Here is a 15,300-nt window from a genome sequence, read left to right on the forward strand (position 1 = left end):
ACTCAGAGCTGTCGCTCGCTTGAGAACACCGGTCGTCAGGCGATAGGTTGGCAGGGGTCCAGCGGTCGACTGGAACGGTCTTCCAGGAGGGCAGGTGCAGGCCAGCTTATCTTCGGGCTGGAGCAGTTCCAGCATATGGATAGCACCGGACGCGCTCGAGGGTGAGGCCGAAATGCTCGCCCAGCTTGCGAATGGCCTCACTATGCTCAGGGTAGGGATCCCGGTTCTCAGGGCCCACAATGATGGTCCTGAAAGCCGGGTCATAGCGCCCGCCCGGCGGCAGCATGGCTGTGACGAGGGCAGCCCCCTCCGCACTGCGCAACGTCAGGAACAGGGGCATGACACGCTGCACGTGAGCCTTGAGGCCGATGTTCTGCTCAACAAAGGTGCTGGAGGTCGAGCGATAGGTGCTCGTTGCACTCTCCCAGGCTTGGCGAAAGTGTTTCTCAACCACGTGGCCCATCACATCCGACTCGAGTGCGGCTTCACCTTCGGTTTCAATCCGAAACCAGGTCTTCGAGCCCGGGGCATCACAGATGTATTGCATCCCTGATCAACGCGGGAGTGCAGCGAAGGTGTCCAGAGGCTGCGCCACCAGATCGGAGCAACGTGAGGACATTGCCAGATCAAGCAAGTAGAGGCCTTTTTGGCAGCCCAGGCAGACTTAAACCATTGGAGCTACACAGCCGGGCTCTTGCCGGCACCGTCAACTTAACGCCTTTACTTGCTCTCTGTGGTGCTTAGATCCGGAGCAGGTCACGCATTTTCAGTAGCTTAGCCTTGCCCGGGAATTGCTGAAAACAGCAGAAAGCGGCCTTTACTCGGTTCAGTTGACGGTGCCCTGCGAGCCCTCAGGACATCGCGGTTGCTCGGGCCTGCGCGAGCAGGTCGTACCGATCAAGGTTCATGACCTTGTTCCAGGCCGCCACGAAATCGCGCACGAACTTCTCCTTCGCGTCGTCGCTGGCATAGACCTCGGCCAGCGCGCGGAGCTGGGAGTGTGCGCCGAAGACGAGATCGGCCGCCGTGGCGGTCCACTTGACCTTGCCCGTCACACGATCGGCTCCTTCGTAGACGTTCTCGGCCGACGCCGCCGGCCTCCACGCGGTGCCGGCGTCGAGCAGGTTGACGAAGAAGTCGTTGGTCAGCGTTCCGGGCCGGTCGGTGAAGACGCCATGCTTCGACGACCCGTGGTTCGCGCCCAGGGCACGCAGGCCGCCGACGAGAACCGTCATCTGCGGCGCGGTCAGCTTCAACAGGTTGGCGCGATCGAGCAGCCGGGTCTCCGGCGACAACGGGTCCTGCGCCCGCAGGTAGTTGCGGAAGCCGTCGCCGACCGGCTCGAGCATCTCGAAGGTGTCCACGTCGGTCTGCTCCTGCGAGGCGTCCATGCGACCGGGCGCGAACGGGACGGTCACGGTGTGCCCTGCCCTCCGGGCCGCCGCCTCGACGGCGGCGCAGCCGCCCAGAACGATCAGATCGGCCAGGGAAACCTTCTTGCCGCCCGCCCGCGACTTGTTGAAGTCCTGCTGGATTCTCTCGAGGGCCTTCAGCACGGCGGACAGCCGGGCCGGCTCGTTGGCCTCCCAGTCCTTCTGCGGCGCGAGGCGGATCCGGGCTCCGTTGGCACCGCCGCGCTTGTCGGTGCCGCGGAAGCTGGCCGCCGCGTTCCAGGCGGTCGAAACGAGGTCCGGGATGGACAGGCCCGAGTCGAGGATCTTGCGCTTGAGGGCGGCGACATCCTGCTCACCCACCAGTTCGTGATCGACCGCCGGGACCGGGTCCTGCCACAGCTGCGGGTCCGGCACCCACGGCCCGAGGTAGCGCGCGCGCGGACCCATGTCGCGGTGGAGCAGCTTGAACCACGCTCGGGCGAACGCGTCGGCGAGCTGGTCCGGGTTCTCGTGGAAGCGTTTCGCGATCGGTGCGTAGATCGGATCCACCTTCAACGAGAGGTCCGTCGTCAACATCATCGGCGCGTGGCGCTTGCTTGGGTCGTGCGCATCCGGCACGGTGCCCTGGGCCTCCAGGTTCTTCGGCTTCCACTGCTTCGCGCCGGCAGGGCTCTCGGTCAGCTCCCACTCGTACCTGAAGAGGTTCTCGAGGAAGCCGTTGTCCCACTTCGCCGGGCTGGTGGTCCAGGCGCCCTCGAGGCCGCTCGTGATGGTGTGAGGGCCCTTGCCGGTGCCGTACTTGTTCTTCCAGCCGAGGCCCTGGTCCTCGAGGCCGGCGCCCTCCGGCTCCGGACCAATGTTCCCCTCCGCGGGACCGGCGCCATGTGTCTTGCCGAACGTGTGGCCGCCGACGATGAGCGCAACCGTCTCCTCATCGTTCATCGCCATGCGAGCGAACGTCTCGCGGATGTCCCGGGCGGCGGCCTTTGGATCGGGATTGCCGCCGGGCCCCTCGGGATTCACGTAGATGAGGCCCATCTGCACGGCGCCGAGATGGCCGTGCAGCTCGCGGTCGCCGCTGTAGCGCTCGTCGCCGAGCCAGGTGTCTTCAGGGCCCCAGAAGATATCCTCGGGCTCCCAGACGTCGGGCCGGCCGAAGCCGAAGCCGAATGTCTTGAACCCCATCGATTCCATGGCCACGTTGCCGGCCAGGACCAGCAGGTCGGCCCAAGAGATCTGCTGGCCGTACTTCTTCTTGAGCGGCCAGAGCAGCCGGCGCGCCTTGTCGAGGTTCGCGTTGTCGGGCCAGCTGTTCAGGGGAGCGAAGCGTTGCTGGCCTTCGCCGCCGCCGCCGCGCCCGTCGGCGATGCGGTACGTGCCGGCGGCATGCCACGTCATGCGGATGAAGAGCGGCCCGTAGTGGCCGTAATCCGCCGGCCACCAGTCCTGCGACGTTGTCATCAGCTCGACGAGATCCCGCTTCAGCGCCTCGAGGTCGAGGGACTTGAACGCCTCCGCGTAGTTGAAGTCCTCCTGCATCGGGTTCGACAGGTGGGAGTGGTGGTGGAGTACTGAGAGGTCCAGCTGATTGGGCCACCAGTCCTTGTTCGTCCTCGGCCGGCTGGTCTTGGGAGTAGGAGAGGGAATGACGGGGTTCTCGCTCTCGCTGACGCTTCGGGTGTGTTCTTTGTCAGGCATGCGACCTTCTCCTCACTGCTACGGCTGGCGGTCTTTGACCAATCTCGTTGGCATCAACGATGTCAGGGCGATTCTGGCGAAAGTCGCCTGAGCAGTCCAACGACTAATCTTCGTTACTATGTGTGACGGATGCCGGGAGCCAAAGCCGCGGATCGGCACCATCAAAGCCGCTATGCCAAAGGAGACCGGGACACCCGGCATAAGTCAACGTCGTTTGACCGCCCGTCGGTGCTACCAGCCGGGCACTGTCAATTTAACGAGCTGAAGGCAAAGCGCCTCCCTGAGACGACAGATCAGGCGGCACTCGCGATGCCAGTCACCTCAGCCCAGACCTGAAAGGCCTGAGCGCGGAGACGGCGATGATCTTCTGCATTGGTGTGGGCGGAACGGCGGAACAGGTTTGCGACTTGGTCGTGAACCGAGAGAAAACGCTGCGCCTGCTTGGCGGACTTGAAGCGCTTCATGATGCGCTCCCGTCGTCGGGTCGGCTGATGGCTGTTCTCGGCTCGATTGTTCAAGCCTTTGTGCTGCCGATGCTCGACACCCGGCATGATCTCTCGCTTGGCCGCGCCATAGCTGGCCAACTTATCCGTGATCATGACCCGCGGAGCGATGCCCTGCTTCTTAAGCAGCTTTCGTAACAGCCGCTTGGCGGCCTTTGCGTTTCGGCGGCTCTGAACCAGGATGTCGAGGACGGTCCCGTGCTTGATCGACGGCGCGCCAGAGCCAATGCTTCCGGCCCGCGATGCTGATCACGACTTCGTCTAAGTGCCACTTGTCGCCGGGTGCCGGAAGCCGCCTACGGATCTGGTTCGCAAAGCGCTGGCCGAACTTCAGCGCCCACTGCCGCACGGTCTCATGGCTCACCTCGATACCTCGGACCGCGAGCATTTCCTCGACCATCCGCAGGCTCAAGGGGAAGCGGAAGTACAACCAGACAGCATGGCTGATCACTTCAGCTGGAAAGCGGTGGCGGGAGTAGCGAGGATGGCGGGTCGATTTCATTCCTTGCCTATGCCAGCATCCCCTCAACTCGACGTTAACCTGACGGTGCCCGCGATCGTCCGAATGACCGCCTCGCGCACTTCGATCTTGCCAGCTTCCATGGCTGCTCTCCTCACGACATTGGCCAGATCTCCAAGGCGCCGCGGTAGATCATCTCGACCGCCACGTAGAGGATGACGGCGAGGCCGACATAGGCGATCCAATGATGCTTCTGGAGCAGGCGGGCGATGAAGCTGGCGGCGATGCCCATCAGGGCAATCGACAGTACAAGGCCAAAGACCAGCACAACCGGATGATCCTGGGCCGCTCCCGCTACCGCCAGAACGTTGTCGAGGGACATGGACACGTCCGCAACGACGATCTGCCAGGCCGCCTGGCCGAAGGTCTTGCGCGGAGCATGCTCGGCAATCAGCCCGTCCTGGTCGAGGTCGCGATCCTCGAGGGCTTCCTCCGCCTCGAGATCTTTCTCCGCATGACCCGCCCGCAGCTCCCGCCACATCTTCCAGCACACCCACAACAGGAGAATGCCGCCAGCGAGAAGCAGACCCACGATCTGGAGAAGCTGGGTGGTCAGACCGGCGAAGACGATGCGCAGGACCGTGGCCGCGATGATGCCGATCAGGATCGCCTTGTTGCGTTGCTCCTTGGGCAACCCTGCCGCCGCCAGGCCGATCACGACAGCATTGTCGCCGGCCAGCACCAGGTCGATCATGATCACCTGGAGCAAGGCTGACAGGGCCTCCGTCGTCAGAAGTTCGCTCATTGCTGGCCTCCTGTCATCGTCTCAACCGTGCGGGTGTCCTGCCCGAGTCAGGACACGTACTGGCACTTGGATGCCGCCGTCCGCGTGTCCATATTCCGACCCCGATTGAGGTGGTCATCGATCTCGGCGGCGGAGCCGAGCATGCGGGCATAGAGGAAGAGCGTGAACGCGCTCGTCTCGAGAGCCTCCTGGGTCAGAGCCCCATCGCGGTAGGGCTGCCACAGCATCTTGAGAAGCACGGCCGCGATCACCGCATCGATGTTGACGCAATAGACGTTGCGCGACACCCCGGTCTCGTACAGCGCCTTGACCAGTTCCTGGTAGTAGGCGTGGAAGACATTGTAGTCCTCGCGTCGTCCGAAGAGCTCCCGCACGAAGACCTCACGCGGATCGTGGTTCACAGGCTTGTCCTTGAAGACCGGGTGATTCACGCCCGGGATCTTCTGAATGTCCAGGCTACCCGCCGTCTTTCTGTCGGCCTTGTAGGTCGCGTACTCGCCTGCATATCGGCGGGCGAGGGCCGACAGGTCGATGCCGTGATCCGGATCGCCTGGATCGGTCAGGTCGGCGTCCTGGAACTGCTCGATCAGGAAAGCAATGCCCTCATAGCCGTTGCCACCATGGGCATACCCGCAATGGGTCAGGAAGCCGATCAGCGCCTTGTTGAGCTGCACCCGCTCGGGCGTCTCAGGGCCGTCGGCCGAGACGGCGCCCTTGGCGCCTTGCGCCGAGATCGTGCCCGGTCCATTCGAGAGCAGCAGGCCCACGAGGGTCTGGAAGGCAAACAGGCGATCGGGAGTGGGCTCCGTGCCGACCAGGGCCGTGAGTGCGATCTCGGTCACCGACCGCGAGCCGACAACCTCCTCATTGGGGATCCCGCAGAAGGTATCCTCCTGATGTTGGCTGGCATCGGTGGACGCGCCGATCAGAGCGCCGAAGAGCCGCAGCCACCAGGGCAACGTCTCCGCCGTCAGCAATGAGATGCGTTTGCGCATCAGCGGCTCCCACGCCAGCGTCGTCGCCACCGCGGCGAGAACGGCATCGGCCGTCGGATGGCCGTTGAGGGTGCGCAGGTAACGCACGAACACGGACTTCACACCACGGGCCTGCAATCCGTTCAGCAGGGCTTCGGCCTTGGCGTCAGGGTGATCCGATACGAAGATGTCCGCCGCGCCATCGAACTGCACTTGGCTCAGGTCGAAGGTCTCATCCACGGCGCCGCGCAATCCCGCTGTCGTGAAGCCTTCCACGAGGGCCCGCACGGCTTGGCGGGCCTGCTCCGCGTGCCGCGGCCCCAGGATGCTGCACGCTGCGGCGAGAACCGTGTTGGGAGCATTGCCGGCCTCCCGCGCCGCTTGGGCCGCAGCGAGGGCTGGCGTGCCGCACAGGTTGATCTCTGCCCCCACGGCGGCATTGATCAGTTCTCGGTCGTTGTCGCTGCCAGGTCCTTTCAGCAGCGACAGGCAGATGTTCGACTCCACCGGAAACTGCGCGGCATCCAGCATCGACGTGCCATGGAGGGACGTGATCTGGGTCTTGGGGTCCATCTGCGAAGCGCCGGAAGCGTCCTTCATCGCCTGGCGCGGGAACACCGCCCCAATCTGCCGGTTCAGATGCTCGATCTGCCTGTCGTAGGGGCTCGCGGCAGCGACCACCGGCAAATCAAGCTCCGGCGGCAGCACGATGCCTTGGCTCGAGCCGAACCACGGCTTGAGGGCCAGGCTGCCCTCGGGCTCGAAGTCAGGGCGGGCGGCATTGGCCTGCATCACCGCCGTCAGCGCCTGCGGAATGTGGGCGATGTTGGTGACCACCGCGCCGCGGGGCGAGAAGACCGGATGCTCAGGCGTGAAGATGTCGTCGACCCCGAACTTGGCCATGAACCACTGTTCCTTGGCCTCGGCATCGTCGTTACCGCCCGCCATGGCGCCGGCGTGACCGACCGCGCGGGTGAGCTTCGACTTCCAGCGCCCGACCACGCAGGCCACCACCGGCTTGGTGAAGGTGGCATCGAGCTCATAATAGCCGCCCGGCTCGGCATAGAGCACGGCCGCCTTGGTGCGGGCGTCGTTGGCGAGCGCAAAGGCGAACTCGGGGGCGGCGTAGTGGATGTACACGTCCTTGCCGCTCGAGATCAGCGTGGTCGTGCCCCAGCCCGCCATGCGCAGGTAGGTGGCAATGGTGGTGGTGAAGTTGCCCGAGTTCGAGAAGATCGCGATCGAGCCCTTGCGCAGAGCCTCGGCCGGATTGTCGCCGCCGAGCGCCCCGCCGATGCGGACCTGGTTCCAGGCATCCGCCACGCCCAAGCTGTTGCCGCCGAAGATGTCGATCCCGTTCTGCTGCCCCATGGCGCGGATCTCGCGCGAGTCGTGCACCGACAGCTTTTCGGTGACGATGAAGATCTTCTTGAGCTCGGGATTGACCCGGATCAGCTCGGCGACACCGTCCCGGGCGCCTGAGGGCGGCAGGTAGATCACACCGCAGTTGAAGCGATGCCCCGCCTCAAGACCCTCACGGACGTTGCTGTAGACCGGAATATCACCAACCGGTGTTTCCAGGACCTGCCCGCTCCGGCCGGGGGAGGTGCCGAACACCACGTTCCCGCCCGAGTAGGCATGGCCCACTGGGGTAACGTCGCTCGACTCGCCGCCCAGGATGTTGAGCACGCAAACCCGATCGTCGCGAGTGGCGATCTGGTCGAGGGAGCTGATGCCCACGTGGTACTTGAAGCTGCCGACGCCCTGCTTGAACATTGTGTCTCCTCCAAATTCTTGAATAAGCATCTGCCTCAGGCAGCGGCCACCACCGGAATGCGCAGCTTCGCCGCGACCTCATCGCGTCCGCCGGCTCTCATCCAGGCATCGGCCGCACGGGCGTGGTTGATGACCTCGCTCATGTCGGAGTCGAAGCCGAACAGCCGATAGGGTAGGCCGAGCGCCTCGAGCGTGTCGCGCAGGGCGCCCATACCGCGAATGAGATTGGGGCCGCCACGGCCGGCCACCACGTAGAGCGGCGACGGGCCGTGCTTACCAAAGTGCTCGCGCAGCGCATCCGCCATGGCCCGGAAGGTCTCGAAGATGTCGGTGTTGTTCGACTTGCCGCCAATGATGAACAGCACGTTGGACTGCTTGAGCCAGTGCTTGAAGCAGATGCGGGCCACCTCCTTCATTTTTGCATAAGGCGGGTTGCCGCCGAAGTCGGACGAGATGATCGCATCATCGCCCAGCATCTGAGTCACAAGGGAGTTGGCGCCGCCGCCGAAGGTCGGGGCCAGGATCGTGCCCTGCGGGTTGATGACATAGACGTCGCTCTGTCCCTGGTAGGTACGGAGCTGGTTGATCTCCAATTCGAAATCCGAATAGTCGGTGGCAAACAGGTGGTTGGGCAGGTTGAGCCGCTCCCAGCGGGGATCATCCCGGTCGAAGCCGCACTTGAAGTCGCAGGCCACCGGCGTCAGGCGCCCGTTCCGGTCCGGACGCATCCGGATCGGGTTCAGCTCCAGGGTGGTCATGCCGAAGTTGTGGTAGAGCTCCCAGAGCTTCGGAAGCTGCTGCACCAGCGGCGAAATGATCTGCTTCGGGGCATTCAGCTCCGAGAGCGCGTTGGCGACCACGAAGGCTTTGAGGCCGGTCAGGGCATCGAAGGGGATCTGGGCCACCAGGCTCTTGTCGAGCTCCTCGATGTCCACGCCGCCGTGGTGGGTCAGGGTCATGGTCGGGGCGCGGAAGCGGGTCGAGTCGGCGATCGAGAAATAGACCTCGTGCTCGGCCGGCACGGCGCCCTCGAAGGTCACCCCGTTGGCCTTGGCCACGGTGGGGCCGACCCGGTGCTCGACGAAGTAGAGCCGTTCCTTCTCCTTGAGCGCCGTCTTCAGATCAGAGGCGCGGCCGAGAAGGCCGGCCTTGCCTTTCTTGCCGACGCCGCCCTTGAACACCGGCTTGATGAACACGCTGCCGTGGCGGTCGATGAGCGCCCGGATCTCTTCCTCGCTAGTGTCAGGGCCAAGGACTTCCGACGTCGGAAACCCGGCGAATTGGAGCAGCTTGGCTCCATGGAGCATGCCCGTGATCTGCATTGTGAACCTCCAATGTTAGGGTGTGACGCAAATACCGAATGCTTGCCCCTCGATCTCAGTCTTCGACGAAAACCTCGTCCCGTCCTTTGCGGATCGTCGGCAGCATCGCCAGCAGGAAGACGATGGCTGCCACGATGAGCAGGCCGGCGCTCACCGGATGGTCGATGAAGGTCGTGATCTCACCGCGTGCGATGATCAGCGCACGCCTGAAGTTCTCCTCCATGAGCTTGCCGAGCACGAAGCCGAGCAGGAGCGGGGCCGGCTCGAAGCCCAGTTTGATCAGCGCGTAACCAACCAGGCCGAAGAAGGCTATGAACATGACGTCGGTCGGCAGCGAGTTGATCGAGTAGATGCCGATGCAGCAGAACATCAGGATCGCCGGGAACAGCAGGCGGTACGGCACCTTGAGCAGGCGAACCCAGAGACCCACCATAGGAAGGTTGATGATCAAGAGCATCAGGTTGCCCACCCACATGGAGGCGATCATACCCCAGAACAGGGTCGGGTTCTTGGTCATCACCTGAGGACCCGGAATGATGCCATGAATGGTCATGGCGCCCACCATGAGGGCCATCACGGCATTCGGCGGAATGCCCAGCGTCAGGAGCGGAATGAACGAGGTCTGTGCACCGGCATTGTTGGCCGATTCCGGCCCCGCCACGCCCTCGATGGCGCCGCGGCCAAAGCGGCGCGGATCCTTGGCGAGCTTTTTCTCGACCGTATAGGAGGCAAACGGCCCCAGCACGGCCCCGTTGCCCGGCAGAATGCCGAGGATCGCCCCGATGAAGGTGCCGCGCAGCACTGGCTTGTACGACTGCTTGAAGTCGTCCTTGCTCGGCAGCAGACGGCCAATAGCCTGCCTCACCACGTCCCGCGTCTCCGTGTGATCGAGGTTGCGCAGGATCTCGGCGATGCCGAAGATGCCCATGGCCAGCACCGCAAAGTCGATGCCGTCGGCCAGGAACGGCAGCCCGAAGGTCATGCGCTCCTCGCCGGTCTCCAGATCGGTGCCGACCGTGGAGAGCAGCACGCCGACCAGGATCATGGCCACGGCCTTAAGGATCGAGCCATGGGCGAGCACGACGGCGAAGACCAAGCCCATGATCATCAGAGAAAAATACTCCGTCGGGCCAAACAGCAGCGCGAGGCCGGTGAGTGGCTTTCCGAGCGCGGCGATGACCAGGGTCGCCACCGTGCCGGCGAAGAACGAGCCGATGGCCGCGATGCCGAGCGCCACGCCGGCGCGGCCTTGGCGGGCCATCTGGTGACCGTCCAGCGCCGTCACCACCGAGGTGGCCTCGCCGGGGATGTTGACCAGGATCGCGGTAGTCGAGCCGCCGTACTGCGCGCCGTAGTAGATGCCGGCCAGCATGATGAGCGCGCCCGTGGGATCGAGCCCGAAGGTGATCGGCAGCAGCATGGCGATCGTGGCGATCGGGCCGACGCCCGGCAGCACGCCTACCAGCGTGCCGACCAGACAGCCCAGGAAGGCGAGGCCCAGGTTCTGGAGCGACAATGCGACCCCGAAGCCTAGGCTGAGATTGGAGAAAAAGTCACCCATCAGATCCTCCCAGAGTGGTCAGCCACGTCAACGGACGTGTTGTGGTGACGAGGGCGGAGAAGGAGTACGAGCAGTCCACCGCCGGCAAAGAGAGCTGCCGTAAGGCGCAGGATCTGCTTCTGTGACCAGGTCGCCGGGAAGAGATCGGCGAACGCCTGCGGAAAGATCGGGATCGGCAGATTGAGGAGATCGCCGAAGAGGACCATGCAGAACGGCGTGAGCAGGAGCGCGAGGATCAGAAGGTCCCGCAGGCGCGCTTCATGGGAGGCATAGCCGCCGATGATGATCGCCAATGGCCCGGCGATGGCGAGCCCGAGGCCCGGCAACGAGACCGTGCCGAGGGAGAACGGCCGGATGGTGACGGCGAACGCGACGATCGCCAAGATCACCAAGGCAGGGCCACGCAGGCTCCAGCGATCCAGGCCCTGGCCGTCCGTTGTGAAGCCGGTCCCAACGAGGACAAGTCCGCAGAGGCCGACACCGACGGCAAGCCAACGCGGTAGAAGGCCAGGCCCCATGGATTGCAATGTGCCCTGATCGAGGTCGCTCGTCAGCCAGAGAGCCAGGGCCGCGAGTGCGATGAGCGTCAGTCCGGCAACAAGGCCCTGCGGCGAACGAAGGGGTCCTGCATGGGTTGGTCGGATGTCTCTTGAGATAACTTCAGACATGTTTCACCTCCTTGGCGCACCGCGTGGTGCGCTTGTTTCCATCCGGTTGCTTGAATGCCTGCTTGTGCAGGTCTTGTGCATCGCGTCCCACAGGGAGCCTTCGAGGCGGCTCGAGGGAGCGGAAGGCCGGCAGCGGCCGTTCACCTCGCCGACCGGCGGGCAATCACCGTGACCAGCCGTCCGTGTTTGACGGCGTCCAGTCCGAACATCTCCCAGGCGATCGGATCGTCGAACTGCCCCGGGAGTTCGTAGGCGAGCCAATCCCCGTACCTTGGATCGGATCGGATCTCGTACAGGACTCGCGATGCTGGGTTGCCCGAACGGCGCGAGACTTCGATACAGGCTGAAACAGGGTCGGCCGCTTCCGTGACACCAAGGACGCAGTCGGTCCCGCTTTCAATGACGATGTACGTCGGCATGAGGATCATCTTCCATCATGGCCACGGGTCGCACCCCGAGCGCCTTCAGGCGAAAGCGCTGGGGTGGTGCTCCTGCACCATCGATCAGTCGACGGAGATGGATGCCTTTTTGACGATCTCGGCCCAGCGGGCGGATTCCGTCTTCATCATGGCCGCGAACTCCTCCGGGCTGTTCCCGACCGGCTCCGCGCCCTCGTTCTCGAGCCGTTCCCGCACGACACCGGTCGTGATGGTCTCAACCGTTGCCTTCCGGATCTTCTCGGCGACGTCTTTCGGCGTACCCTTCGGGACGGCGAACCCGTACCACGCGGTGGCCTCGTAGGCTGGCCATCCGCTTTCCGCCACGGAGGGCACCTCCGGGAATTTCTTGGCCCGGGCCTTGGATGTGACCGCAAGGATCTTCACATCGCCGCTCTCAATGAGACCGAGGACCGACGGCACGGTCGTCACCATGAAGTCCATGCGGCCGCCGAGGAGATCGTTCAAGGCCGGCCCTGCACCGCGGTATGGCACGTGAGTGGCCTGAAAATTCGCCTCCTGGGCAAGCACGACAGTGGCAAGATGGCTCGCCGAGCCATTGCCCGCTGAACCGTACGTCAGCTTGCCCGCGTTCTTCTGGGCGTGCTCGACCAGTTCCTTGATCGTCGTGTGCGGCGAGTTCTTCGGCACGACCACGACCAGCGGCGCCGCCGTGATGAGCGTGAGGGGATCGAAGGCCGTCAGCGGATCGATCTTGACGTTCTTGAACAGATGCGGGTTGACCACCATCGGTCCCTGGTTAGCCATCAGGACGGTATAGCCGTCGGGCTCGGCTTTCGCCGCCTGCTGGGTGGCAACGTTGCCTCCGGCGGAGCCGTTGTTCTCGACGATCAGGCTCTGTCCAAGCTTCTCGCCGACGCCTTGCGCCACGAGGCGGGCGATCGCGTCGGTTCCGCCGCCGGCGGCATATGGGACGACGAGCTTCATCGGCCGCGTCGGGAAGCTGTCCTGCGCGATCGCGCCACTAAAGGGCGCCGCAATCGTCGTTGAGGCCAGAAGTGCGCAACAGAGCAGTCGGCGTGTGATGGTCATGGCCATGGTTTCCTCCTTGTTGTATCCCTTCCAGAGGCGCAGCGACAGCGCTTGCCGGGACGATGACGTTGCCCTCGAAGATTCTGCGGGCGGTACGGACAAGGCTTGCCCGCGAGACATGACCAGAGGCGTCAAAGCTCAGGTCGATCTCGGTTCGGCCGCTTGGGTGCTCGAGGTTCACCAATGACGAGAGACTGGGAGTGGCGAGGTCGTGCGCGACGCTGCCGGGCAGGCGGCAGGCAGCCGCGATGCACAGGGCGCCCGTGACGGCGTGGCCCTTGTGGCAGCGTTGCGCGTTCATGAAGTAGCGGGAGGTGATCGTCCCGCCGTGGCGTGCGCCGGACAGGATCGCGAGCTTCGGAACGACGCTGCCCGACACGTCGCCGAGACCCATTCGCTGGCCCGCCTCCAGCCGGATTGCCTCCAGGCGGGCAAGGAGATCCAGATTGGCTTCGAGTTCATCGGGCGTTTCATCGCCAGAGAGGCCGAGGTCGGAGGCCCGGAGCAGCACCATCGGCATGGCGTAGTCGAGGAGCGTGACCGGCGTGTTCTCGATGAATTCACGAACGTGGCCGGTGGGCAGGAACGCGCCGGTCTTGGAGCCGAGTGCATCGAGGAAGGTCAGTTTGACCGGGGCTGCCGTGCCGGGCACGCCGTCGATCGCGGTCTCGCCCTCGTATTCCACGATGCCGGCCGGGGTCTGAACCACGGCCTCGATCGTAGTCGAGGTGTTGCGGTTGAAGATCCGGACGGTCGTCTCGCCAATCTCGGCTGGCACCAGGCCGGCCTCGATCGCAAAGGGCCCTACGGCAGACAGCATGTTGCCGCAGTTTGGGCTGAAATCGACGGAGGCCCTGTCCGTCGAGACCTGAGCGAAGAGGTAATCGACGTCGGCTCCGGGCTGGGACGAGGGGCTGACGATCGCAACCTTGCTGGTCATCGGGTTGCCGCCGCCGATACCGTTGACCTGGAGCACGTGGGGAGACCCCATGGCGGCGATCAGGAAGCGCTCACGCTCCGCAGGGGCGATGGGAAGATCCGCCTCGAGGAAGAATGGTCCTCGGGAAGTCCCGCCGCGCATGAGCACGCAGGGAACCCGCAGAGCGCTAGTATTCGGTGTGGGGAGAGTGGCATGCACAGCGGCAGATCCATCGGTTCTATTGCCCGAGGACCATCTCAGATCTCGAATCTACTTTGAAATGCAAAGATCGGTGCTATTGATGCGTGATGAGCATCAATTTCGAAGCACTTGATTTGCGTGCCTTTGTTGCAGTTGTGGATCTCGAGGGGTTCCATCGCGCAGCCGAGGCCCTGAACCTGTCCCAGCCGGCGCTCAGCCGACGCATCCAGAGACTGGAGGCCGCTGTCGGTGCTGCCCTGCTGGAGCGCACAACCCGGCGCGTGGCCCTAACGAACGTTGGACGGGAGTTCCTGCCTCTCGTCCGACGCATGCTCGATGAGTTCGACACGTCCCTGTTCGCGATGCGCGATGTCGGCAGACAGCGGCGAGGCATGATCTCGCTTGCCTGTGTCCCGACGGCAGCCTTCTACTTCCTGCCGTCCGTCATCGCTCGGTTCAACGAGCAGTACCCGAACATCCGCTTCCGGATCCTGGACCTGTCCGCAAACGAGGGCCTGGAGAGCGTGGCGCGAGGCGAGGTCGAGTTCGGCATCAACCTTCTCGGGTCGTCCGAACCGGAGCTGATCTTCGAACCCCTGATCGAGGATCCCTTCGTCCTGGCGTGCCGACGGGACCACCCGCTGGCGCAGCGAGACGTTCTCGCGTGGTCGGATCTTGAGGGACAGCCGCTTGTTGCCGTCAGCCGGACCAGCGGCAACCGCATCATCTTGGATGCAGCGCTCGTGCGAGCCGGAGTGAGCCTGAGTTGGTCATATGAGGTGACTCACCTCTCGACCTCGCTGGGTCTCGTGGAGGCTGGGTTGGGCATCTCGGTCCTGCCGAAACTTGCTACACCTCAAGGCGATCACCCCATCATCGTCACGCGACCGATCCGGAGCCCGGAAGTGTCACGCACGATAGGTGTGGTGCGGCGGCGTGGCGGTCGTCTGGCGCCCGCTGCCGAGCGTTTCCTTGAGATGCTCCTGGGAACGTGGAAGGACGCGACCTAGCGCAGTGGCCAAACCGAAATGCGAGGCTCTTCCGAAAGAGGTCCAGCAAAGAAGCCTCAGCCCATCGACGCCGGATGGTCTACGAGGACAGCGCTTATCCCAGCCAAGTAGAACATTCCAACAGGGTTGGTCATACTGACCGGACGCTTGTCGGTGAGACGTGCCTCATGGCCGCGATAGTTCCTCGCTGTGCGGATCTTCCCAAACGTGCAACGCCAACTCCCAGCCTTAGGCAAGCCATCATTGGTCTGCGATCCGGAAGGGCCGCTTGTGGCACTCTTGAGACCAGAGCCTGAGGGCAGCAATCCTCGCGTAACCAGACGTTCCTCAAGGTCCGCGAATTTCCCTGCCTGACCGAGGCTGTGTCAAAACGCAGATAGCGACCGAGTGAGATCACCTCTGTGGTCCTCTGATCGGCTGGAGCACGAGAGCCAGCGGCCGTTTGGCTCCTCGACAAGGCTGGACGTCAGTCTCCCTGATGTCCGAGCCATCGTGATCAGCTTGGGGTCTAAAGTGATG

The 15,300-nt window shown here is 64.0% G+C and carries 11 protein-coding genes and 1 pseudogene; 1 reads left to right on the forward strand and 11 read right to left on the reverse strand.

What is annotated here, in order from left to right:
• Positions 1-106: 106 nt before the first annotated feature.
• The 11 genes and pseudogenes from ACXJKO_RS23445 to ACXJKO_RS23495 all read right to left on the reverse strand — a co-directional run bounded on the left by ACXJKO_RS23445 (position 107) and on the right by ACXJKO_RS23495 (position 13,789).
• Entirely contained in the window at positions 107-454 is a 348-nt protein-coding gene (locus ACXJKO_RS23445; protein WP_457093487.1) for a hypothetical protein, read from the reverse strand.
• 397 nt (positions 455-851) lie between these two features.
• Positions 852-3,092 (reverse strand): catalase/peroxidase HPI, encoded by a 2,241-nt coding sequence (gene katG / locus ACXJKO_RS23450; RefSeq protein WP_457093488.1) that lies wholly within the window; start codon positions 3,090-3,092, stop codon positions 852-854.
• 293 nt (positions 3,093-3,385) lie between these two features.
• Positions 3,386-4,097 (reverse strand): annotated as a pseudogene (locus tag ACXJKO_RS23455) (IS6 family transposase).
• 112 nt (positions 4,098-4,209) lie between these two features.
• On the reverse strand, positions 4,210-4,860 hold the full coding sequence (locus ACXJKO_RS23460) for a TerC family protein (protein WP_457093489.1): 651 nt from the start codon (positions 4,858-4,860) through the stop codon (positions 4,210-4,212).
• A gap of 47 nt (positions 4,861-4,907) precedes the next feature.
• Entirely contained in the window at positions 4,908-7,610 is a 2,703-nt protein-coding gene (locus tag ACXJKO_RS23465; protein ID WP_457093490.1) for a CoA-binding protein, read from the reverse strand.
• A 35-nt stretch (positions 7,611-7,645) separates the two neighbouring features.
• Positions 7,646-8,932, reverse strand: a complete 1,287-nt coding sequence (locus ACXJKO_RS23470; RefSeq protein ID WP_457093491.1) for an ATP citrate lyase citrate-binding domain-containing protein — start codon at positions 8,930-8,932, stop codon at positions 7,646-7,648.
• A gap of 55 nt (positions 8,933-8,987) precedes the next feature.
• Complete coding sequence (locus ACXJKO_RS23475) at positions 8,988-10,493, reverse strand: tripartite tricarboxylate transporter permease (protein ID WP_457093492.1); 1,506 nt, start codon at positions 10,491-10,493, stop codon at positions 8,988-8,990.
• A complete protein-coding gene (locus tag ACXJKO_RS23480; RefSeq protein WP_457093493.1) occupies positions 10,493-11,161 on the reverse strand; it encodes a tripartite tricarboxylate transporter TctB family protein in 669 nt (222 codons plus the stop codon). Before ACXJKO_RS23480 ends, ACXJKO_RS23475 begins: the two co-directional genes overlap by 1 nt.
• 140 nt (positions 11,162-11,301) lie before the next feature.
• Positions 11,302-11,580, reverse strand: coding sequence for a hypothetical protein (locus ACXJKO_RS23485; RefSeq protein WP_457093494.1), 279 nt, complete (start codon positions 11,578-11,580; stop codon positions 11,302-11,304).
• A gap of 84 nt (positions 11,581-11,664) precedes the next feature.
• Complete coding sequence (locus ACXJKO_RS23490) at positions 11,665-12,651, reverse strand: Bug family tripartite tricarboxylate transporter substrate binding protein (protein WP_457093495.1); 987 nt, start codon at positions 12,649-12,651, stop codon at positions 11,665-11,667.
• Positions 12,584-13,789, reverse strand: coding sequence for a 4-oxalomesaconate tautomerase (locus tag ACXJKO_RS23495; RefSeq protein ID WP_457093496.1), 1,206 nt, complete (start codon positions 13,787-13,789; stop codon positions 12,584-12,586). Before ACXJKO_RS23495 ends, ACXJKO_RS23490 begins: the two co-directional genes overlap by 68 nt.
• An 89-nt stretch (positions 13,790-13,878) precedes the next feature.
• On the opposite strand from ACXJKO_RS23495, the gene ACXJKO_RS23500 reads away from it, so the two are divergent.
• Positions 13,879-14,781, forward strand: coding sequence for a LysR substrate-binding domain-containing protein (locus tag ACXJKO_RS23500; RefSeq protein WP_457093497.1), 903 nt, complete (start codon positions 13,879-13,881; stop codon positions 14,779-14,781).
• Positions 14,782-15,300 lie beyond the last annotated feature (519 nt).

This window comes from Microvirga sp. P5_D2, assembly GCF_054049475.1.